The organism is Corallococcus sp. 4LFB (assembly GCF_046520365.1).
Taxonomy (GTDB): Bacteria; Myxococcota; Myxococcia; order Myxococcales; family Myxococcaceae; genus Corallococcus; species Corallococcus caeni.
In genome coordinates this window covers 1-19,537 of sequence record NZ_JBKGHJ010000105.1, presented here as the reverse complement: position 1 = coordinate 19,537, position 19,537 = coordinate 1, and the positions used below count along the sequence as shown (strand labels likewise).

Annotated in this window: 19 protein-coding genes and 2 pseudogenes; 7 read left to right on the top strand and 14 right to left on the bottom strand. The window is 71.2% G+C overall.

Features of this window, described 5'->3' with window-relative positions:
• Positions 1-256 (top strand): helix-turn-helix domain-containing protein (locus ACLEQD_RS14105; protein ID WP_410384362.1); only part of this gene is annotated, 256 nt, incomplete at its 5' end.
• 9 nt (positions 257-265) lie between these two features.
• Here the strand turns inward: ACLEQD_RS14105 and ACLEQD_RS14100 are convergent.
• Entirely contained in the window at positions 266-949 is a 684-nt protein-coding gene (locus tag ACLEQD_RS14100; protein ID WP_410384360.1) for a hypothetical protein, read from the bottom strand.
• A gap of 309 nt (positions 950-1,258) precedes the next feature.
• Between ACLEQD_RS14100 and ACLEQD_RS14095 the strand changes: the two genes are divergently transcribed.
• The 3 genes from ACLEQD_RS14095 to ACLEQD_RS14085 all read left to right on the top strand — a co-directional run bounded on the left by ACLEQD_RS14095 (position 1,259) and on the right by ACLEQD_RS14085 (position 3,807).
• The gene (locus tag ACLEQD_RS14095) at positions 1,259-1,831 is read left to right on the top strand and encodes a hypothetical protein (RefSeq protein ID WP_410384358.1); all 573 of its coding nucleotides are present in this window, start codon (positions 1,259-1,261) and stop codon (positions 1,829-1,831) included.
• Positions 1,818-2,201, top strand: coding sequence for a GIY-YIG nuclease family protein (locus tag ACLEQD_RS14090; RefSeq protein WP_410384356.1), 384 nt, complete (start codon positions 1,818-1,820; stop codon positions 2,199-2,201). Before ACLEQD_RS14095 ends, ACLEQD_RS14090 begins: the two co-directional genes overlap by 14 nt.
• A gap of 88 nt (positions 2,202-2,289) precedes the next feature.
• Entirely contained in the window at positions 2,290-3,807 is a 1,518-nt protein-coding gene (locus tag ACLEQD_RS14085; protein ID WP_410384354.1) for an Hsp70 family protein, read from the top strand.
• 25 nt (positions 3,808-3,832) lie between these two features.
• Here ACLEQD_RS14085 and ACLEQD_RS14080 read toward each other — a convergent pair whose 3' ends face one another.
• The 3 genes and pseudogenes from ACLEQD_RS14080 to ACLEQD_RS14070 form a co-directional block, all read right to left on the bottom strand.
• Complete coding sequence (locus tag ACLEQD_RS14080; RefSeq protein ID WP_410384352.1) at positions 3,833-4,627, bottom strand: response regulator; 795 nt, start codon at positions 4,625-4,627, stop codon at positions 3,833-3,835.
• A gap of 235 nt (positions 4,628-4,862) precedes the next feature.
• Positions 4,863-6,248 (bottom strand): annotated as a pseudogene (locus ACLEQD_RS14075) (ATP-binding protein); the annotation flags it as partial.
• Entirely contained in the window at positions 6,134-6,547 is a 414-nt protein-coding gene (locus ACLEQD_RS14070) for a PAS domain-containing protein (RefSeq protein ID WP_410384350.1), read from the bottom strand. The gene ACLEQD_RS14070 and the pseudogene ACLEQD_RS14075, both read right to left, overlap by 115 nt.
• A gap of 491 nt (positions 6,548-7,038) precedes the next feature.
• On the opposite strand from ACLEQD_RS14070, the gene ACLEQD_RS14065 reads away from it, so the two are divergent.
• On the top strand, positions 7,039-7,437 hold the full coding sequence (locus ACLEQD_RS14065) for a two-component system response regulator (RefSeq protein ID WP_410384348.1): 399 nt from the start codon (positions 7,039-7,041) through the stop codon (positions 7,435-7,437).
• Positions 7,438-7,446: 9 nt separating this feature from the next.
• Here the strand turns inward: ACLEQD_RS14065 and ACLEQD_RS14060 are convergent, their stop codons facing one another.
• From ACLEQD_RS14060 to ACLEQD_RS14035, 6 genes are all read right to left on the bottom strand, one after another.
• A complete protein-coding gene (locus tag ACLEQD_RS14060) occupies positions 7,447-8,121 on the bottom strand; it encodes an SOS response-associated peptidase (RefSeq protein ID WP_120523335.1) in 675 nt (224 codons plus the stop codon).
• Positions 8,122-8,213: 92 nt separating this feature from the next.
• Entirely contained in the window at positions 8,214-8,885 is a 672-nt protein-coding gene (locus ACLEQD_RS14055; RefSeq protein WP_410384346.1) for a DUF2378 family protein, read from the bottom strand.
• Positions 8,886-8,952: 67 nt separating this feature from the next.
• Positions 8,953-10,395: a sensor histidine kinase gene (locus tag ACLEQD_RS14050; protein ID WP_410384344.1), complete on the bottom strand. Its 1,443-nt coding sequence runs from the start codon at positions 10,393-10,395 to the stop codon at positions 8,953-8,955.
• 349 nt (positions 10,396-10,744) lie between these two features.
• Complete coding sequence (locus ACLEQD_RS14045) at positions 10,745-12,388, bottom strand: GMC oxidoreductase (RefSeq protein ID WP_410384342.1); 1,644 nt, start codon at positions 12,386-12,388, stop codon at positions 10,745-10,747.
• 99 nt (positions 12,389-12,487) lie between these two features.
• Positions 12,488-13,009, bottom strand: a complete 522-nt coding sequence (locus ACLEQD_RS14040; protein ID WP_410384340.1) for a hypothetical protein — start codon at positions 13,007-13,009, stop codon at positions 12,488-12,490.
• Positions 13,010-13,091: 82 nt separating this feature from the next.
• A complete protein-coding gene (locus ACLEQD_RS14035) occupies positions 13,092-13,283 on the bottom strand; it encodes a hypothetical protein (RefSeq protein ID WP_338264757.1) in 192 nt (63 codons plus the stop codon).
• 74 nt (positions 13,284-13,357) lie between these two features.
• Here ACLEQD_RS14035 and ACLEQD_RS14030 point away from each other — a divergent pair, with 74 nt between their 5' ends.
• The gene (locus tag ACLEQD_RS14030; protein ID WP_410384338.1) at positions 13,358-15,748 is read left to right on the top strand and encodes a TIM-barrel domain-containing protein; all 2,391 of its coding nucleotides are present in this window, start codon (positions 13,358-13,360) and stop codon (positions 15,746-15,748) included.
• A 1-nt stretch (position 15,749) separates the two neighbouring features.
• On the opposite strand, the gene ACLEQD_RS14025 is transcribed toward ACLEQD_RS14030, so the two are convergent.
• The 4 genes from ACLEQD_RS14025 to xth all read right to left on the bottom strand — a co-directional run bounded on the left by ACLEQD_RS14025 (position 15,750) and on the right by xth (position 19,091).
• Positions 15,750-16,445 carry a double-CXXCG motif protein gene (locus ACLEQD_RS14025; protein ID WP_410384364.1) on the bottom strand — a complete coding sequence of 232 codons (696 nt, stop codon included), beginning with the start codon at positions 16,443-16,445 and terminating at the stop codon, positions 15,750-15,752.
• Positions 16,446-16,475: 30 nt separating this feature from the next.
• Complete coding sequence (locus tag ACLEQD_RS14020) at positions 16,476-17,126, bottom strand: TIGR02269 family lipoprotein (protein WP_410384336.1); 651 nt, start codon at positions 17,124-17,126, stop codon at positions 16,476-16,478.
• Positions 17,127-17,211: 85 nt separating this feature from the next.
• Positions 17,212-18,306 carry a threonine synthase gene (locus ACLEQD_RS14015; protein WP_410384334.1) on the bottom strand — a complete coding sequence of 365 codons (1,095 nt, stop codon included), beginning with the start codon at positions 18,304-18,306 and terminating at the stop codon, positions 17,212-17,214.
• Positions 18,307-18,320: 14 nt separating this feature from the next.
• Positions 18,321-19,091 (bottom strand): exodeoxyribonuclease III, encoded by a 771-nt coding sequence (xth, locus tag ACLEQD_RS14010; RefSeq protein WP_410384332.1) that lies wholly within the window; start codon positions 19,089-19,091, stop codon positions 18,321-18,323.
• A 185-nt stretch (positions 19,092-19,276) separates the two neighbouring features.
• Here xth and ACLEQD_RS14005 point away from each other — a divergent pair.
• Positions 19,277-19,537, top strand: a pseudogene (locus tag ACLEQD_RS14005) (hypothetical protein); the annotation flags it as partial.

Below are 19,537 nucleotides of genomic sequence, written 5' to 3'. Positions count from 1 at the left end.
CGCCGGGCCCGTCACCGAGCCCGTCACCGCGCCCGTCACCGCGCCCGCCGCGGCGAACCCGGGCGGATGGAGGCCGCGCGTGGACCAGACCTTCCGCGAGCAGGTGGAGGACGCGGAGCGGGAGATCATCCAGCGGGTGCTCGCCCACACGCACGACAACGTGACGGAGGCGGCGCGCATCCTCGACCTGGAGCGGGGGCACTTCTACAAGAAGATGAAGGCCCTGGGCCTGCGCCGCGGCCAGTCCGAGGCGTGAGGTCCGCCCTCAGAACTGGCCCATCAGCCCGCCCACGACGGCGCCCTGCCTCGACAGGCCGAGCACGGGCGTGACCCGGGCGCCCGGGAGGCTCGGGGTCGAGGGAGGCCACGCGTCCGGCGTGTCACCTCCGTGGGACAGCCCGTAGCCCAGGAACGAGCCCACGAAGGGCATCACCACCAGGCCGATGACGCCCACGGAGTGCAGGGCGCTGTCCTCGCTGAGGGTGAGCAGGGCGGAGGGCACCGCGCCCAGGGTGGCCCCCAGCAGGGTGAGGCCGTAGCTTCCCTGCCCTCCCGACATGTTTCCGGCGAAGTAGACGGGAATCGAGGTCCCGATGGCCGCCCCCAGCCCCACGGGGAGGAGGCTCATGGCGGAGCCCGGGCACCCCAGCGCATCACACCGGCGGTCCAGCCCGATGCCGGCGAACAGGCCGGTCAGGGCGCCGCTCACGAACCCGGCGCTCCCCATCAGCGTTCCCAGGGCCAGGTGCCTGCCCACCCGATAGTCCGGCGAAGCCTTCGCGGAGACGGAGGCGGCCGTGGGGGCGAAGGCGGGCTCCGGCGCCATGCCGGGGGGCGCCAGGAGGTTCAGCGACTCCGGGTCTCGTGAGGCAGGGCCGCCCTGGCCTCGTGCGGCTTCGGGCCTGAACGCCAGCCACAGCATCAGCAGGACCCCTGGGTATCGACGCATCACTGCCCCCCTGCGCGGTGGAACCACCCGACAGCCCCGGAGGGTAGCAGCGCGCGCGCCGCCCCACCGGGCCGCCGGCCACGCGGAGCCCGCCTGCCCTCCAGCACACGCTCGCGTGCGACCCGGGGCCCGTTGCGTGGCGCGTTGACGGCCGCGGGACGCGTCTGGTCTATTCGTCCCACGGGTGCCGAGGGGTGCCCGCCGCCCGGAAAGACGACGTCACCCTCGCCGCACCCGCTGTCGCCAGGCTCCTGATGCAGTCCTTCCACGGTCCCCCAACGGGTGAGGGCCAGCACCGGAGGATTCGTCATGGGAACCGGCAGCACCCTCCCCGTCACGCTTCATGAATACAAGGTCCGCGCGTCCCTGCTCATCAAGGACCTGGACGCGTCCGACACCGCCCGCGCCACGCGCGCCGCGGAGCGCATGCGCGCCCTGCCCTTCTTCGCGGCCCTGTCCCTGGGCGAGGTGCTCGCGCGCCGGGACACCGTGCGGCACAAGCACGGGCTGGCCGTCGTCGCGCGGGAAGCCGGCCACGCCACCTGGGCCGACCTGAAGCAGGCCCTGGAGGACGGTGCGCGGCGGCTGGACACGCGCGCCTTCTTCCGGAAGGTCCAGGCCGTGTTCCTCAACCGGTGGTTCTCCACCTACGAGGAGGCCGCGCGTTCGCTGGAAGCACAAGGGGGCTTCCTCTTCCCGTTCCGCGCGCAGTGCTTCGTCTGCGAGGCCGACTTCCTCCAGGCGCTGGGCGTCAACCCGCGGGACGCGGACTGGGAGCGGATGGGCCGGGACTGGGTGCGCCCTCGCGACCGCGCCGCGAAGGAGCGGCTGGAGGCGAAGCTCGTCGCGCTGGGCTACGGAGGCGACCATGGCGTCCGGTGAGGACTCGCGCGCGTCCCGCGCCGAGCGCAAGCGCGCGTACAAGGAAGCGGACGTGCCCATGGGCATCTACGCCATCCGCTGCCACGCCAACGGCAAGCTCTTCGTGCACCACGCCCTCAACCTGACGGCGATGTTCAACCGCCTCCGGTTCGAGTTCGCCCAGCGCATGCACCGCGTCCCCGAGCTGCAGGCGGACTGGGAGCGCTACGGCGAGGCGGCCTTCTCCTTCGAGGTGCTGGACACGCTGCCGCCCCGCGAGGAGCCCGGCGGACCTCCGCCCCTGGAGGAGCTGAAGGTGCTGGAGGAGATGTGGCTGGAGCGCCTGAGGCCCTACGGCGACGCCGGCTACAACGCGCTGCCCAGAACCTGACACGCGGGGTTCCACCGGCCTTCGCGCCCAGGCGAACCGCCGTGCCGGGTGCCCCGGCGCGGCGGGACGTGCGAGGATGGGGCCTCTCATGAGCACGAGCGCCGCCCCCATCCTCGGCATTGACTTCGGGACCACCAACACCTCGGCGGCCTTCTTCGACAAGGCGAACAAGCTGCGCGTGGTGCCCATCGCGGAGAAGAGCCTCACCCTGCCCTCCATCGCGTGGTTCCACGCGGGCGACAAGGCCATCGTCGGCCCCGCGGCGCGGCGGCAGATCATTGACGACCCGCGCCACACCGTCTTCGGCGCCAAGCGCTTCCTGGGCCGCCGCTTCCAGTCCGAATACGTGGCGCGCCACCGCGACCGCTTCGCCTTCGAGCTGGTGGAGGGCGCGGACGGCTACACCGCCGTGCAGGTGTACGGGAAGGTGACGCCGCTCATCGACGTGGCGCACTTCATCCTCAAGCACATCAACACCCTGGCCACGCACGCGGCCGGAGCGAAGTTCGAGGAGTGCGTGCTCACCGTGCCCGCGCACGCCAACATCCGCCAGCGCGAGGCCATCCGCCACGCCGCGGAGAAGGCGGGCCTGCGCGTGCGCGCCATCGTCAACGAGCCCACCGCCGCGGCGCTCTACTACGCCAACCTGCGCAACCCCGAGCAGACGGTGATGGTGTTCGACCTGGGCGGCGGCACCTTCGACGTCACCCTCATGTCCGTGCAGAACCGCGTGGTGAAGGTGCTGGCCACCGGCGGCGACGCGTTCCTGGGCGGCGCCAACTTCGACGAGGCCATCGTGGAGGCGCTGGTGGAGGACTTCCGCCAGCAGCAGGGCATCGACCTGCGGGACAACAAGGTCGTGATGCAGCGGCTCGTCTTCGCCGCCGAGTCCGCGAAGATGGCGCTCTCCAGCGGCACGTCCGTCCCCATCCGCATCCCCTGCATCACGCAGAAGGACGGCGCCTTCGTGGACTTCAACGTCACGCTCACCCGCGAGCGGATGGAGGCCATGGTGTTCCAGCTCATCGAGCGCACCGCCGCCGCGTGCGACGACGTGCTGGAGAAGGCGGGCCTGAAGCCGGACGCCATCGACGAGCTGGTGATGGTGGGCGGCCAGACGCGCATGCCCGCCATCCGCAAGCGCCTCTCCCACTTCAAGAAGCTGTCGTCGGACAAGGAGGTGCACCCGGAGCTGGGCGTGGCCGTGGGCGCGGCCATCCTGGGGCGCAACCTGGCGCGCGGCATCAGCGGCCTGTCAGACGTGGTGCCCATGCCCATTGGCGCCATGGTGCCCGGCGGCGGCCAGCACGAGGTGCTCCCCGCCAACACGCCCGTGCCCGGCACGCGCACCGTGGACCTGGAGCTGCCGCCCTGGCCCGGCCCGGTGCCGGTGGCGCTGTTCGAAGCGCTGGACCGCACCACCGTGGAGCGCGAGCTGCTGGGGACCGTGCGCATCGAACCGGACTGGCGCGTGGCCCACCCGGGCCCCACCACGCTGGAGCTGCGCATGGGGCCGGACTTCGCCCTCACCGCCAGCCTCGTCGCGAAGGACGGGCACCGGCAGCCGCTCACCATCAGCGACCCGAACGCGCCCCAGCGGGCTTGAACGCGGCAGCCCGCGGCGCGGGCCGTCACCGCACGGTGCGCTTGAGCTGCTCCAGGAGCTGGCGGCTCTCCTCCAGCGCCTCCTGGCAGTGGGCGACGAGCGGCTCCAGCCCCTCCAGCACCCGGGCGTCCGCGCGCTGCTCGATGTCCCAGCACAGCGACTCCAGCGTGGCCGCCCCGAAGTAGGCCGCGTTGGACTTGAGCGTGTGCGCGGCGCGCGCCAGGTTCTCCAGCTCGCCGCGCGCGAGCGCGCCCCGCGCGTCGTCCATCAGCCGGGGCATGCTCTCCAGCGCGGTGTCCACCAGCTCCGGGAGCATCCGCTCCACCTGCCCGTCCAACGACTGCCACAGCCTGTCCAGCGCGCCCGCCTCCAGCCCCCGGATGCGCGGGACGCCCAGGCGGGGGGCCTCCGGGACGCAGGCGATGGGGGCGGCACCGGGCTCGCGCGGCAGGCGCTCCCAGGCGCGGCGCAGCGCGGAGATGAGCTCCTCCACGCGGATGGGCTTGCTGAGGAAGTCATCCATGCCCGCGTCCAGGCACTCGCGCCGGTCCGCCGTCATCGCGTTGGCCGTCATGGCGATGACCCACGGCTGCTCGCTCATGGGCACGTCCTTGCGCAGCTGGCGCGTCGTCTCCAGGCCGTCCAGCTCCGGCATCTGGACGTCCATCAGCACGACGTCGTAGCGGCTGCGCGCCAGCAGGTGGAGCCCCTCGCGGCCGTTGTTCGCGGTCTCCGCCGGGTAGCCCAGCCGGTCCAGCACCAGCAGCGCCAGCTTCTGGTTGGTGGGGTTGTCCTCCACCAGCAGGATGCGCAGCGGCATCTGCTCGCCGGGGCGCGTGTTGAACACGGAGCGCTCGCGCGTGGCGGGCGCGGGGGCGGGCGGCAGGGGCCGGGCGGAGATGAGGTCCTGGGCCAGGCACGTCATCCAGCGCGTCGTGCAACTGCGACGCCTTCACCGGCCGGGGCAGCACCGCGGTGAAGAGGCCCGGCGGCTGCGCGTCGCGCTGGTCATACGACGTGAGCAGCAAGAGGGGCAGCTCGCGCGCGTCGCGCTGCTGGCGGATGTTCGCCGCCAGCGTGGGGCCGTCCATCAGCGGCATGCGGTGGTCCAGGATGGCCAGGTCGAAGCGGGCCCCGGACTCCAGCTTCGACAGCGCCTCCGCGCCGGAGCCCACCTCCACGATGGCCATGCCCCACGCGGCCAGCTGGCGGCCCAGCAGCTTGCGGTTGATGGCGTTGTCGTCCACCACCAGCACGCGCCGGCCGTGCAGCTTCAGCGCGTCCGGGCGCAGGGCCTCCGCGCTGCGCGGGGCCTCGCGCGCCTGGAAGGTGAAGTGGAACGTGGCGCCCCGGCCCGGGACGCCCTCGCTCTCCATCCACAGCCGCCCGCCCATCGCCTCCACCAGCCGCTTGCTGATGGCCAGCCCCAGGCCCGTGCCGCCGTAGCGGCGCGACACGGACTCGTTCAGCTGGTTGAAGGGCTGGAACAGGCCGCCGCGCGCGGCCTCCGTGATGCCCAGGCCGGTGTCCTGCACCGCGAAGTGCAGCTCGAAGAGGCCGCCCGGCGCCAGCGGCTGGCGCGGGGTGTCCACGGAGATGGACACGCCGCCGCGCTCGGTGAACTTCACCGCGTTGCCCACCAGGTTGAGCAGCACCTGCCGCAGGCGCGCGCCGTCGCCCACCACGGTGACGGGCGTCTCGTCGGTGACGTGGTAGCCCAGGTCCAGGGACTTCTCGCTCGCGCGCATGGCGAGCAGGTCCAGCACGGACTCCACGCACTGGCGCAGGTTGAAGGGCTGCTGCTCCAGTTCGACCCGGCCGGCTTCGATCTTGGAGAAGTCCAGCATGTCGTTGAGCAGCCCCAGCAGCGCGTCGCCGCTCTGGCGGATGGTGGACGCGAAGTCGCGCTGCTCGGGCGTGAGCGCCGTGTCCATCAGGAGCCCCGCCATGCCGATGATGGCGTTCATCGGCGTGCGGATTTCGTGGCTCACCGTGGCCAGGAACAGGCTCTTGGCCTGGTTGGCGTGCTCGGCGGCCTGGCGCGCCCGCTGGAGGTCGGTGACGTCGTGGTAGATGGCGATGAAGCCCATGGAGTGGCCGGCCACCGTCACCGGCAGGGCGCGCAGCTCCACGTCCACCACCGTGCCGTCCTTGCGCACGCGCCGGGTGACGACGTGCACGCGGTCCTTGCGCAGCACCTCGCGCGACGTCTCCTCGGCCTCCGGACGGATGCCGTCCGCGTTGGCCACCAGCTTGAGGATGTTGCGCCCCAGCGCCTCCTGCGGCGTGTAGCCGAAGAGCCGCTCCGCGGCGGGGTTCCAGGTCATCACCTCGAAGGCGCGGCTGATGGTGATGATGGCCACCGGGCTGTGGCGCACCACCGCCTCGAAGAACTCCTTCTGCTGCCGGAGGATGGACTCGGCCGCCTGGGCGGCGTCCATGCCCCGGAGCAGCAGCATCCAGCCCCCGTCCTGCGGCACGGCCAGCACGCGCACCGGGTGCACCGGGCCCACGTGACACTCCGACTCATGGGGAGCGCCGCCCGGAGAGGCGACCTGGGGGGGCGTCCAGCCCGGCAGCAAGGCCCGCACCGGCTGCCCCATCCACAGGTCGCGGGCCCCAGCAGCGCCTCCGCGGCGCGGTTCACGGCCACGACCCGCAGGGTCGGGTCCAGGACGAGCACGCCGTCTCGCGTGTGCTCGAACAGGGCCGGATACGCGCTGGGTGGCAGTTCGGGCAACCTTCCCCCTCCGTTCAAGAACTGTAGGTCAGTCCAGGCGCCAGTTCCATGTCATCCACGGAAAACCATGGAGGTGGGCAGGCGCAGGCCTTTTGACGGCGCTTCGGGGACGGTGATTCAGGGGGTTGGAGTGCTTGCCTGGCCATGGACACGGCCGGGATGTTTCGGTTTGTTTTCACCTGGCGGTGGGAGGTCTCCCAGGGCGCTGGCGAGGACGCCCCAGGCGAGGCGTGAGCGGAGCCAGCGGCCGGGCGGCCCCGGTGCGGCACGGCCCTGTCGGAGGACGTCATGGCCCGAATCCTAGAGGGCTTTTTCCAGGGGTCCCAGGAAGTGTCCGCGGCCGCCGCGCCACTGTTTCAGGGGAGACGGCCAACCAGCCCCCTGCCCTATTGGCCGCGGGAGGGACCGCCTGCCCGGAATCAACGGCGGGCCCTGGGCAGTGCGTCGCTCGGGCGACCTAGCTTTCTTTCGAACACATGGAAGAGAGAGCCGTGCCCGACACGACGACCCCGCCCCTGATTCTCATCATCGATGACGAGCCGGAGCTGGAAGTGCTGGCCCGGTACCTCGAGCTCGAAGGCTACTCCGTCCTGACGGCGTCCAATGGCGAGGAGGGCCTGCTGGCGCTGGCCTCCTGCCGCAAGCCCTGCATCGTCCTGCTGGATTTGATGATGCCGGTGATGGACGGCTACGGCTTCCTCCGGCGCCTGCACGACGATGCGACCCTCTGCGGACTGCCCGTCTTCGTGCTCACGGCCAGCTTCCAGACGGAGCGGATGTCCGGCGTCGTCGGGCTTCTGCGCAAGCCCCTGCACATGGAGTTGCTGCTGGAGGCGGTCGCGCCGTACTGCCCGCCTCCGGGCGAAGAGGAGACCTCCACGGCGGGTTAGCGGGCCAGCTCAGGCCGCGATGCGGGCCACGCACTCCGGGCTGTCGTTGGCGGGGGAGTTCACCCCGCGCGCCACTTCGTAAACGTCCAGCGGCGCTTCCGGCGCGGGCACGAGCAGCGGCAGGAGGACGGACGCCTCCTGGGGCTCCGGGCGCAGCCACACCGACTGGCCTTCCGGCGACAGGATGACGGGCATCCGGTCGTGGATGGGCGCCATCAGCGCGTTGGGGCCGGTGGTGATGATGGTGCAGGTGCGCAGCACCTCGCCGGTGTCCGGCGCCGTCCACTCCTCCCAGAGCCCCGCCAGCGCCAGGGGCTTCCCGTCGCGGTGGTGGAAGAAGTACGGCGTCTTGGGCTTCGTGGACTGCTTCCACTCATACCAGCCGTCCACCACCACCAGGCACCGCCTGCGCTTCAACGCGGAGCGGAAGCTGGGCTTCTCCGCCACCGTCTCACCGCGCGCGTTGATGAGCTTGTTGCCGATGGACGCGTCCTTCGCCCAGGACGGGATGAGCCCCCAGCGGAACACGTCCAAGAGCCGCGCGCCGTCGTTGGGCACCACGGGCAACAGCTGCGTGGGACAGAGGTTGAAGCGCTCGCGCTCCAGCGTCGCGCGCGCGCCCGCGAGCTCCAGCTCGGCGACGAGCTGCGCGGGAGAGGTCCGGACGGTGACTCGGCCACACATGGGCCCAAGCGTAGCGCCCGGCGGCCGGGCCCGCACCTTCCGGTCGCCCGGCCGGTGGGGGACCGGGCCCCCGCGCCCGGTCCCCGCGCGGGCTACTGGAACAGCCGCCAGCGGGACTCCTTCGGGGCTCCCGCGGGAAGCACGACGGGCGCTTCCCAGGTGATGTGGTACTCGGTGTCCAGCAGGCCCAGCTTGCGCCCCTGGACGCGGGGGTTGCGCGCCCCCACCATGGAGAGCACCTCGCGCAGGACGCCCTCGTGGTACGCCGCCGGCATGAAGTCGCGCCGCATGACGAACAGCGCGTCCCCCGCCCCCTTCCAGTCGACGGAGCGCTCCCCGTAGCTCACCGCCATCTGGTAGCCGGACGGCAGGTTCGTCACCAGCTTGCGCGCGTCCCCCGCGGCCAGGAGCAGGAAGGTGCGCCCCACCGCGGACTCCAGGAAGCTGCGCGTGGCCTGCATGCCCATCTGCCGCAGCGCCTCGTCGAACCCGCCCCACCGTGGCGCCAGCTGGCGCGCCGCCACCTGCGACAGCTTGAGGAAGCTGGCCACCGGGTAGTTGAAGAAGCCCACGAAGCGGCGCTCGTCGGTGACGGCCCGGCACGCGGCCACCGCCTCCTCGCCGGCCCCGGTGCGCACCGACTCCAGCACCCCCAGGAAGAACATGCCCCGGGCGGTGTCCAGCTCCGTCGCCGCCATCCGCCGCACCGCCCAGTCCGCATCCACCGAGCCTGCCTCCGGGAACGGCTTCGCCTGTGCCTGCATGTGCACCCTCCATGTCCGCGTGGGCCCACGCCCCACGGCGATTCGCCAACCTGCCGCTGCACTCTCTTCAGGGATGCGCCACCACCCCGGTCGCATGGAGAGACGCGTCCGGGAAGAGGACCGTGAAGCGCGAGCCATGGCCGAAGTCGCTCTCCGCCTGGATGCGCGCGCCGTGGCCCTGCACCAGGCGCTTCACGATGGCGAGCCCCAGCCCCGTGCCGCGCAGCTTGGTGGTGAACATGGGCTCGAAGATGCGCTCCAGGAGCGGCGCGGGGATGCCCGGCCCGTCGTCCGTCACGCGCAGGCTCCAGCCCCCCTCGCCCCGCGCGTCGGCGTGCACGCAGACCGTCCCGGTGCGCTCCGGCGGGATGGCCTCCACCGCGTTCTGGATGAGGTTGATCAGCACCTGGCGGAACTGCTCGCGGTCCAGGTCCGGCACCGGCAGCCCGTCCGGCACCTGGTTGTTCACGCGCACGCCCTCGCGCCGGGGCACCACGCTGATGGCCTCCTCCACCAGCGGCCTGAGCGGACAGGGCGTGCGGCGCGGGGGCCGGCCCTTCGCGTAGTCCAGCAGGTCGGAGATGATGACCGAGCACGCCTGCAACTCCCGGTCGATGATGTCCAGGAAGCGCGGGATGCGCGGGTCGGACGGATAGGCCTCCGCCTTGCGCAGCCGGCGCAGGACGAACGCGTGCGCGGTCCTCGCGGCCGCCAGCGGGTTGCGCAGCTCGTGGCTGACGCTCGCGGTGAGCTGCCCCAGCGACGCCAGCCGCTCCATCCGCTCCGCGTGGTCGCGGAAGGCGTGCACCTCGCGCACGGCGGCGTCCAGCTGCCCCGCCCGCAGCGCCAGCTCCTCTTCACTGGCGGCCTCCGCCAGGGCCTGGCGCCCGGCCCGCTCCCCCAGCTCGCGCAGCGCGTCCCGGCAGGCGACGAGCAGCACCGCGTCGATGACGGCCACCCAGAAGGCGTGCTCCAGGAAGCGCCACCACTCCGGGTGCAGCTGGCCGTAGACGGACTCCGGCCACAGCGCGCCCCGCATGCAGTGGTCCACGACGATGGCCAGGCTGGCGGTGAGCAGCACCTTCGGGTCCCGGTAGAAGGACAGCACCGCCAGCGACCCGAAGATGTGGAAGTGCGTCTCGATGCGGCCCCCCGTCAGGTGGATGAGCAGCGCGGACCAGAGCATCTGGCTCACCGCCACCACCTGCCGCGTCACCGCCTCCCCCGGGCGCAGGCGCGTGAGCATCACCGGGAACACGCTCAACGCCGCGCCCAGCAGCACCGCCGTCTGCACGTGCAGGTGCAGCGCGCGCACCTTGCCCTCCCAGCCATGGGGAGACACGAACACCGCCACCAGCACCGCGGCCACCCACTGCCCCAGCATCAGCCAGGTGAACAGGCCATCCACCCGCTTGCGAGAGTCACGCAGCTGCAATGCCAGCAGCGCCGCCGCCCGTCCTTCCAGACCTGGAGAGACCTTCACCGGCGCATGAAAGGAAAAGGCTGGCATGGACGAAGTCATCTCTTCACCCGACCGGAATGGTGGCGGAAGCGATTAACCCTGTAAAATACGAACTACACGGAAGTCGCTGGACCCACCATGCTGCCCGAGGGCACGAGGAGTGCCCTCGCCTGAACACTGCCGGCTCCCACCCAAGCCGACGGTGTGAGACAGAGCCAGGGTGGCTCCATCCCGTGCATTCGCAGCCAACAATGACATCCCAGCCATCCCCGCGTCCATGGAGCCGGGCGCATCCGGGACCGGAGTACGAGGCCCGCGCTCACGTCTGTCCAATGGGAGCGCCCCGGGTCTCAAGGGGGCACAGGGGCCAGCGGCGTACACGCCCCGCGGGGCAGTGTCAGGAGGCGGCAGCCTGGGGCTGCCGGGGCGCTTCGAGCGTGGCGTCGGTGTCGCCCCGGGGCAGCTCGCGGGCGGCGGGGATGAAGGTCATGGCGCGCTCGGCGAGCGCGGTGATGGTGAGAGAGGGATTGACGCCCGGGTTGGCGGAGATGGCCGCGCCATCCACCACATACAGCCCTTCATAGCCATACAAGCGGTGGCGCGAGTCGATGGCGCCTGTCCTTGGGGAGTCCCCCATGCACGCGCCGCCCAGGATGTGCGCGGTGGTGGGGATGCCCATGAGCGTCTCACTGACCATGGTCATGGGGTAGCCATCCAGCTTGTCCGACACGCGCTTCGCCAGGTCGAAGGCCTCCGGCATGTTCGCGGTGGGCGCGGGGCCCTCCTGCAGGCCGGTGGTGAGGCCGGAGCGGAAGCCGGTGGTGAGCGCGCGGCCGCGGCGCATGCGCAGGTGGCCCTCCATGGTGCGCATGTACAGGAGGATCATCGTGCGGCGCGCGAAGTCCGGGACGAACCACGCCTGGAGGAAGCGCAGGGGCTTTCGCGCGAGCAGCCCCACCAGGCGGGCCACGCGCGTCCACGCGGTGGCGCCGGGGACGTGGGGGGCCATGAGCAGGCGGAAGAAGCCGGAGCCCTCCGGGTAGCGCACGGGCTCCAGGTGCGAGTGCTCGTCGGTGTGGAGGATGGAGCCGATGGCGATGCCCCGGGACAGGTCGCGGTCCTTCTGCTGCTTGCCGCTGACGATGCCGATGAGCGCCTCGGAGTTGGTGCGCACGCCGTCGCCCACGCGCTCGGAGAGGTGGGGCAGGCCGTCCTTCGCGTCCTTGAGCTTGAGCAAGAGGTCCAGGGTGCCCAGCACGCCGCCCGCGAAGATGACGTGCTTCGCGGTGAAGCGGCGCGTCTTCCTGAAGAGGCCGGTGCCCTGCTTCGCCGTCACCTCGTAGCCATCGCCGCCGGGCAGGGGGCGCACCCACGTCACCTCCGTGTCCGCGTGGAGGGTGAGGCCGCGCTTCTCCGCGAAGTAGAGGTAGTTCTTGTCCAGCGTGTTCTTGGCGTTGTTGCGGCAGCCCAGCATGCAGCCGCCGCACGCGTTGCAGCCGGTGCGGTCCGGGCCCTCGCCGTTGAAGTAGGGGTCCTTCACGGTGACGCCGGGCTCGCCGAAGTAGATGGCCACGGTGGTGGGCTGGAAGTCCGGGCGGCCCAGGTCCTGGCCCACCTCCTTGAGCACCTGGTCGGGGAAGGTGTTGAGCGGGTTGACGGTGGCGCCCAGCATGCGGCGCGCGGTCGCGTAGTGCGGCGCGAGCTCCTGCTTCCACGGCGCCAGGTGGCCCCAGGAGGCGGCGTCGAAGAAGTCGTCCTTCGGGATGGGCAGCGTGTTCGCGTAGACGAGCGAGCCGCCGCCCACGCCGACGCCGGACAGCACGGTGACGTGGCGGAAGAAGGTCATCTTGAAGAGGCCGCGCCACCCGAGCTGGGGCATCCACAGCCAGCGCTTCAGGTTCCAGTTGGATTTGGGGAAGTCCTGGCCCTGGAGGCGCCGGCCCTTCTCCAGCATCACCACGCGGTAGCCCTTCTCGACGAGCCGCAACGCGCTGACGCTGCCGCCAAACCCCGAGCCGATGATGAGCCAGTCGCAGTCCATGACGTCCTCCCCATTCCCGGGGCGCGAGTCCCCGCGCCCGGGAGGTCCGCACTCTATGCCACGAGCGCGGGCCGTCCTCGCGGGACCTGTCGCGCGCCCTCAGGAGCGGGAAGGCGCGGCCTGGCGCTTCGTGGCCTGCTTCCTCGCCCGGCGTGCGGCGGGCGTGTTGGCGACGAACTGGCGGCCCGCTCGCGAGCCCGCGCGCTTGCGGCGCTCCGTGGCCTTCTTCTGGGCCGGGCTCAGGTGGGCCCAGGCCTTCTTGGGGAGATAACGCGCGGTGGTCTTCCCATGGCGGGCGCGGGTGCCGCCGTCCTGGGTGCCCCACTCCTCCTTCGTCCAGGAGGACAGGTGGCGCTGCGCGGTGCCACGCCCGCCCCTGTAGCCGCCGCCGGCCTTCTTGTACTCGGTGGCGAGGAGCTGGGCCTTGCGCGCGCTCCACTGGCCGGCGCGGCCGCCCTTGTCGCCCTTCAGGATGCGCTTCTTGAGGCGCTCGCGGAGCGCGGGGTTCGTATACCGGCCGCTGGCGCTGGCGGACGCGTGACTCTTGCGGGCCGCGCGCTTCGCGGGCGTGGCGGCGTGTTCGCGGCGGGGCGCGGCGTGGGTCTTCCGGCGGCTGGCCATGAGGCCTCCTTTGCTTGGGACAAAGGTACGGATGCCCGCACGGGGTGCCTTTCGGGCCCCGCCGCCTGCTTGCAGCCAGGAGCTACGTGGGCGCGGCGCCGGGCTCGCGGGGGCGGAACAGCGTGCACGCGCGCACCGGCTGGGGCGCGTACTTCTGGGGCAGCAGCGGGCACATGATGAAGGTGGAGGTCCGCGTCTCGACGTAGCGGGGCGGCGCGGCGCAGCGATGGCAGAGGCTGTCCGGGAACGGCAGCGGGACCGGGGGCGGCGTCATGGCAGTGCACAGCATCGCACGGGCCCGGGAGGAAAGGCGGGTGCGGGCCGCGCGCGCTCCCTAGATTGCGGGCCATGCACGTCGCTGACGCCCACGTCGAACCCTACCGGCTGCGCCTGTCCGGCCGGCACGCCGTCCTGGAGGTGTCGTGTCCGCTGCCCGGGGTGCTGCGGCTGCGGCACGCGCCGGTGTCGTCGGAGGTCGGCTTCCTCCATCCCGAGCTGCCCGGCAAGCGTTCCTGGTCCGTGGTCGCGGAAGGGGGCCAGGCGCTGACGGTGGAGCGCGACGGCGACCGCGTGCGCGTGGCGGCCGAGGGCGTGTCCCTGGAGGTGGACGCGGAGTCGGGGACGTGGCGCTTCCGGGACGCGCAGGGGCGGGAGCTGGCGCGCTGCGTGGACGTGTCCGGTGAGCTGCACGCCGCGTATCCGATGAGCCGTCAGCGCGCGCGGCTGGCCTTGAGGGCGTCTCCAGGGGAGCGCTACCTGGGGTTCGGCGAGAAGGTGGGGCCGCTGGACAAGCGCGGCATGCACTTCACGTTCTGGAACACGGACGTGGTGCCGCACCACCCGGACACGGATCCGCTCTACCAGTCCATCCCGTTCTTCGTGGGCCTGCGCGACGGCGTGGCGTGGGGCTTCTTCCTGGACGAGTCCTGGCGCTCGGAGGTGGACGTGGCGCTCGCGGACGCGTCGCGGGTGGCGTGGGAGTCGTGGGGGCCGGAGCTGGACTGCTACCTGTTCGCGGGGCCCCTGCCCGCGGACGTGGTGAGCCGGTACGCGGCGCTGACAGGGCGGCCGCCCCTGCCCCCGCTGTGGAGCCTGGGCGCGCAGCAGAGCCGCTGGGGCTACGAGAACGCGGACGACATCCGGGGCGTCATCCAGGGCTACCGGCAGCGGGGCCTGCCGCTGGACTGCGTGTATCTCGATATCGACTACATGGATGGGTACAAGGTCTGGACCTGGGACGGGGCGCGCTACCCGGATCCCGCGGGCCTGGTGCGCGAGGCGGCGGCGCAGGGCGTGCGGCTGGTGCCCATCATCGACCCGGCCTTGAAGCTGGAGGCGGGCTGGAGCGTGTACGAGGAGGCGAAGGCGCGCGACTACCTGGTGCGCTACGACCGGGGCGGCGTGCTGGTGGGCGAGGTGTGGCCCCGGCCCGCGGTGTTCCCGGACCTGACCCGGCCGGAGGTGCAGCGCTGGTGGGGTGGCCTGCACCGCGACTTCGTGGCGCTGGGCATGGCGGGGTTCTGGAACGACATGAACGAGCCGTCGTGCTTCGCGGTGCAGCCGGACGTGGGCATCCTCACGCTGACGAGCGAGCGCTCGGAGGGCGTGGGCAAGGTGGAGGGCAACACGCTGCCGTACGACGCGCGCCACGGGGACAAGCGGCACCTGGAGGTGCACAACGTCTACGCGCTGGGCATGGCGAAGGGCGCGTTCGAATCGCTGCGCGAGCTGCGTCCGGAGGCGCGGCCGTTCCTGCTGACGCGGGCGGGCTTCGCGGGCATCCAGCGGTACTCTGCGGTGTGGACGGGGGACAACTCCAGCCACTGGACGCAACTGGAGACGTCGTTGCCCATGTTGATGGGCCTGGGACTGGCGGCGGTGGCGTTCACGGGGGTGGACATCCCGGGCTTCATCGGCCGGGCCACTGGCGAGCTGCTGGTGCGCTGGATGCAGACGGGCACGTTCTACCCGCTGATGCGCAACCACGCGGGCAAGGGCACGTCGCCGCAGGAGCCATGGCGGTACGGAGAGCCGTACCTGTCTCTGGCGCGAGCGGCGCTGGAGCGGAGGTACCGGCTGTTGCCCACGCTGTACACGCTGATGCACGAGGCGTCGGAGACAGGGATTGCGCCGCTGAGGCCGCTGCTGATGGAGGCCCCCGGGGACGCGGAGGCGGCGGGCGCGTTTGATCAGTTCCTGTTCGGGAAGGACCTGCTGGTGGCGCCGGTGGTGCGGCCCGGACAGACGAAGCGGCTGGCGTACTTGCCGGCGGGCGCGTGGCTGGAGTGGCCGGGGCTGGAGCGGACGGGAGCGGTGCGCGAGGGAGGACAGCACGTCATCGCGGAAGGGCCCCTGGACACGGTGCCGGTGTGGCTGCGCGCGGGAGGCGCGGTGGCGCTGACACGGCCCGCGATGCACACCACGGACGCGAACTGGAAGCACCTGGAGTGGCACGTGCACGCGGCGCCGGAGGTGCACGGCCGGCTCTACGAGGACGCGGGGGATGGGTACGGCGAGTCACGGCTCACGGTGCTGCGCGGCGGCGTGACGGGCGGAGTGCTGCGATTGGAGCGGAGCGAGACGGGAGCGCTGCCGCGTGCCCGGACGGAGGAGACGATCCGTGTGTATGGCTTGAAGTCCGTGCGACAGGTGACGGGAGCGCGGGCACACCGTTTCGACAACGGTGTGCTGGAGCTCCAGGTCGCCGCGGACTGGACGCGACTGGACGTGGCGCCGTAGGTCAGAGGACGGGGAGTTCCTTGAACACGACGCCTTCGAATTCGAAGCGGTTCACGGCGTCCACGAAGCGCTCCGTGGCGATGATGATGGTCGTGTAGTCCGTCAGCCGGAACAGGTCGAGGTCGCCGGTGAGGGTGCGCCCGTCGAGGATGGGCGCGTCTGGATAGCCGCCCCCCTGTCGTCCACACCGTTCACAGGGGCGTTCCCGTCCGCCAGGAAAACAGCTGTCATGCAGACGTCCTCGGCAATGGATTTCGATCTCTCGTAAATCCACCTCGGTCTTGCCCCGGAAGCGCAGGTCCATCTTGCTGGCGCGAAGGGCAATGCCTGCCCTACGCAGTTGGTCCACGGCCTCACTCCGCATCACCAGGGTCCAAGGACTCGAAAGATCGAGGGCACTCCATTTGCCCGAGGCCTTTCCGCTGAGGGGCCCGAATTCGGAACCTGGACGCAGTGGTGCCTCGAAGGGTACCTGGGCCCTGAGCAGATCACGCAGCCGCTCGTACTCCTCGAGTGATACTTGTCTTGCCTCCTCAAGCTCTCGCCTGAGGCTCCAGCCAGAGAGATCCACGGAGGGATAGGCCTCTCCCAGTCCACCAGGACTGGCCTGACACACAGGACACAGCCCGCCCGGCAATCCCCAGCGGTGCGCTCCATCAATGAAGCTGGTGAAGCGCGGGCCTTCCGCAGCATTCACTTCAAAGAACCTCACGGTTCCTCCCGGCGGCTAGCGAAGCTGGTAGTAGGAAACAATGGGACCCATGATGTTGAAGTCAACGATCATCCGAGCCAGTTGATCCTGGATCTCCTTCGGTGTCGCATTCGCGTTCTTGCGAGCGAAGTCACGCCACGCCTGATTCCATGGACCGCCCCGTCCTCCCGGCCCATGGATTCGCACGTGCTCCGCGCGGGGAATCACCATCGTGAAGTCATGCACGTTGATTTTTCCCTGTCGCCAGAAGAACAGCGCGAGATCCGCAGCCTGCGGATAGAGGTGATGCTTAACCCATCCGGAGCCCGAGGGCTTCCTGCCATCCGGCGGCGGAGTCGGAGCGGGATGGTTGTACCAGCGGATGACGAAGATGGCCTCGCGGTCGCCCGGAAGCGACTGCGCACTGCCCCAGTTGCGCCTGGGTCCCGAACCGGGCGCCGCCGACGACACGGGAGGCCGGATGCCTCCCCGCGCCAGCAACACACCGGTGTCCTCGCAGCGATAGAGGCCACAGAGGTCATCCGCGCAGACCAGTGCCACGCACCGGTCGTCGCCCTCGCAGGCGTGGTCCTCCTCCGCCGCGCTCCAGTCCTCCAGCGCCGGCAGGGGCGCGGATGCGCAACCTGCCAGCAACATGCACAAGCCGAGCGTGAAGAGCCTCGCCAACCTTCGGCTCACCACAAGGGCGCCATGTTCTCCACGTACTTGAAGCCCGTGCCCGTGTTGAACACGACCACGGTCTCCTCCGGCTTCACGTCCCCGGCCGCTTGCAGCTTCTTGAGCGCCGCCACGCACGCGCCACCCTCCGGCGCCACGAACAGCCCTTCCGCCGCGCGAGGTCCTTCGTGCCCTGGACGATCTCCTCCTCCGTCACCGACACCGCCGTGCCGTGGCTGTCCTTCACCGCGCGCAGGATGAGGAAGTCCCCCAGCGCCTTGGGCACCCGCAGGCCGTGCGCGTGTGTCGTCGCCCCCTGCCACATGGGCGCGTCCGGCTTGCCCTCCGCGTGCGCCTTCACGATGGGCGCGCAGCCCTCCGCCTGCACCGCCACCATGCGCGGCCGCTTCGCGCCGATGAGCCCCATCGCCTCCATCTCCTCGAAGGCCTTCCACATCCCGATGAGCCCCGTGCCTCCGCCCGTCGGATAGAGGATGACGTCCGGCAGCGTCCACCCGAGTTGCTCCGCCAGCTCGTAGCCCATCGTCTTCTTGCCCTCGACGCGGTACGGCTCCTTCAGCGTCGCGCACTCGTACCAGCCGTGCTCCTTCGCCAGCCCCGCGCACACCCGGCCCGCGTCGGAGATGAGCCCGTCCACCGTCTCCACATGCGCGCCGTACGCCCGCGTCTCCATCAGGAACAGCGCCGCGATGTCCTTCGGCACGAAGACGTGCGCCTCCAGCCCGCCCCGCGCCGCGTACGCCGCCAGCGCGCTGCCCGCGTTCCCCGCGGAAGGCAGACACACCGCCTTCGCGCCCAGCGCCTTCGCCATGGACACCGCGGCGGACAGGCCTCGCGCCTTGAAGGAGCCTGTCGGATTGCCGCTCTCGTCCTTCACCAGGACCCGCTGCAATCCCAGCCACGAACCCAGCCGGGGCGCGGGGAGCAGCGGCGTGAGGCCCTCGCCCAGCGTCAGGCGGTGCGCCGGGTCGTCCACCGGCAGCACCTCGTGGTAGCGCCACATCGAGCGCTCACGCCCGGGCAGCGCTTCCTTGCGCAGCGTCTTCGCCGCGCGCTCCAGGTCGTAGCGAGCGAACAGCGGCGCCTGACAGGCCGTGCACAGGTTCCACACCTTGCCCGGCGCGAACGTCTGGTCGCACTTCGTGCATTCAAGTCGGAGGACGGACATGCCTCCGACTCTACTCAGTCCTTCAACTCCAGCCACACCGGCGCGTGGTCCGACGGCTGCTGTCCCTTGCGCTCCTCGCGGTCCACGTCACACGCCGCGAGCCGGGGCACCAGCGGCGCCGTGAGGAACAGGTGGTCGATGCGCACGCCCTTGTTCTTGGGGAACATCAGCATCCGGTAGTCCCACCAGGAGAACTTCTGCACGTCCGGGTGCAGCTTGCGGAACGCATCCGTGAGCCCGAACGCGCACACCTGCTGGAGCGCGTCCCGCTCGCGCAGGGTGAAGAGCGTCTGCCCTTCCCACTGCGCCACGTCGTACACGTCGATGGGGTCCGGCGCGATGTTCCAGTCCCCGCCCATCACCACCAGGTCGTCCGGCTTGTGGCGCGTGTCCAGGTAGCTCCGCAGGCGCCGGTACCACTCCAGCTTGTAGACGTACGCGGGCGAGTCCACCTGCTGCCCGTTGGGCGCGTAGGCGCTCACCACGCGGATGCCGTTCACCGTCGCGGAGATGAAGCGCGCGTGCGTGTCATCCACCCCGTCCGACAGGCCCCGCACCACGTCCGCAGGCTCCGTCTTCGCCAGGATGGCCACGCCGTTGTACGTCTTCTGCCCGTGCACCGCGGCGAAGTAGCCCGCCTCCTTCACCGCTTCGAAGGGGAAGTCCGCGTCGGTGCACTTGAGCTCCTGCAGACACAGCACGTCTGGCTGGGCGCTCTTCAGCCAGTTGACCAACCGCTGCTGCCGGGCCCTTACCGAGTTCACGTTCCAGGTCGCGATTCGCATGCGGCGCGGACCGTCGCACGCGGCCCACGCCCCTGCCACGCTTTTCCCCTCCCCCCTGTGGCCCCAGGGACACACCCGCGGCCCCCCCCCGAGGGGAGACCCGTTGGCACACCGGTCGCAATAGGAGGTCCCGGGCCGCCACTCCCGCGCCCGCCGCTGTCCTGAGCAGCCCCGAGGGGATTGCCATGAACCCGAAGACGCGCACCCGGTCCCGCCACCCCGCCTCCTTCCGGCGCTTCACCGTGCCGCCCGCGCTTCGCAAGGCCCTCGTCCCCGCCGCGCTCGCCGCCCTGGGGCTCGCCGCCTGGGAGGACGTCCCCCTGCCCCGCATGCTCAAGCCCTGGCTCGCCCACGCCGTGGAGGCCCGCTCCGCCCAGGCCCCTGTCGTTGCCGCCCCCACCCTGCCGCTGGAGGCCGTGGGCCACGAGCCCTCGCTGGATCGGCCT

What these genes read in the sequence shown, in the direction of transcription:
- xth (WP_410384332.1), bottom strand. Translation starts at nt 19,091, where the DNA reads ATGCGAATCGCGACCTGGAACGTGAACTCGGTAAGGGCCCGGCAGCAG.
- ACLEQD_RS14080 (WP_410384352.1), bottom strand. Translation starts at nt 4,627, where the DNA reads ATGCCGCTGCGCATCCTGCTGGTGGAGGACAACCCCACCAACCAGAAG.
- ACLEQD_RS14055 (WP_410384346.1), bottom strand. Translation starts at nt 8,885, where the DNA reads ATGCAGGCACAGGCGAAGCCGTTCCCGGAGGCAGGCTCGGTGGATGCG.
- ACLEQD_RS14015 (WP_410384334.1), bottom strand. Translation starts at nt 18,306, where the DNA reads ATGTCCGTCCTCCGACTTGAATGCACGAAGTGCGACCAGACGTTCGCG.
- ACLEQD_RS14040 (WP_410384340.1), bottom strand. Translation starts at nt 13,009, where the DNA reads ATGGCCAGCCGCCGGAAGACCCACGCCGCGCCCCGCCGCGAACACGCC.
- ACLEQD_RS14095 (WP_410384358.1), top strand. Translation starts at nt 1,259, where the DNA reads ATGGGAACCGGCAGCACCCTCCCCGTCACGCTTCATGAATACAAGGTC.
- ACLEQD_RS14085 (WP_410384354.1), top strand. Translation starts at nt 2,290, where the DNA reads ATGAGCACGAGCGCCGCCCCCATCCTCGGCATTGACTTCGGGACCACC.
- ACLEQD_RS14035 (WP_338264757.1), bottom strand. Translation starts at nt 13,283, where the DNA reads ATGACGCCGCCCCCGGTCCCGCTGCCGTTCCCGGACAGCCTCTGCCAT.
- ACLEQD_RS14045 (WP_410384342.1), bottom strand. Translation starts at nt 12,388, where the DNA reads ATGGACTGCGACTGGCTCATCATCGGCTCGGGGTTTGGCGGCAGCGTC.
- ACLEQD_RS14100 (WP_410384360.1), bottom strand. Translation starts at nt 949, where the DNA reads ATGCGTCGATACCCAGGGGTCCTGCTGATGCTGTGGCTGGCGTTCAGG.
- ACLEQD_RS14090 (WP_410384356.1), top strand. Translation starts at nt 1,818, where the DNA reads ATGGCGTCCGGTGAGGACTCGCGCGCGTCCCGCGCCGAGCGCAAGCGC.
- ACLEQD_RS14050 (WP_410384344.1), bottom strand. Translation starts at nt 10,395, where the DNA reads ATGCCAGCCTTTTCCTTTCATGCGCCGGTGAAGGTCTCTCCAGGTCTG.
- ACLEQD_RS14030 (WP_410384338.1), top strand. Translation starts at nt 13,358, where the DNA reads ATGCACGTCGCTGACGCCCACGTCGAACCCTACCGGCTGCGCCTGTCC.
- ACLEQD_RS14060 (WP_120523335.1), bottom strand. Translation starts at nt 8,121, where the DNA reads ATGTGTGGCCGAGTCACCGTCCGGACCTCTCCCGCGCAGCTCGTCGCC.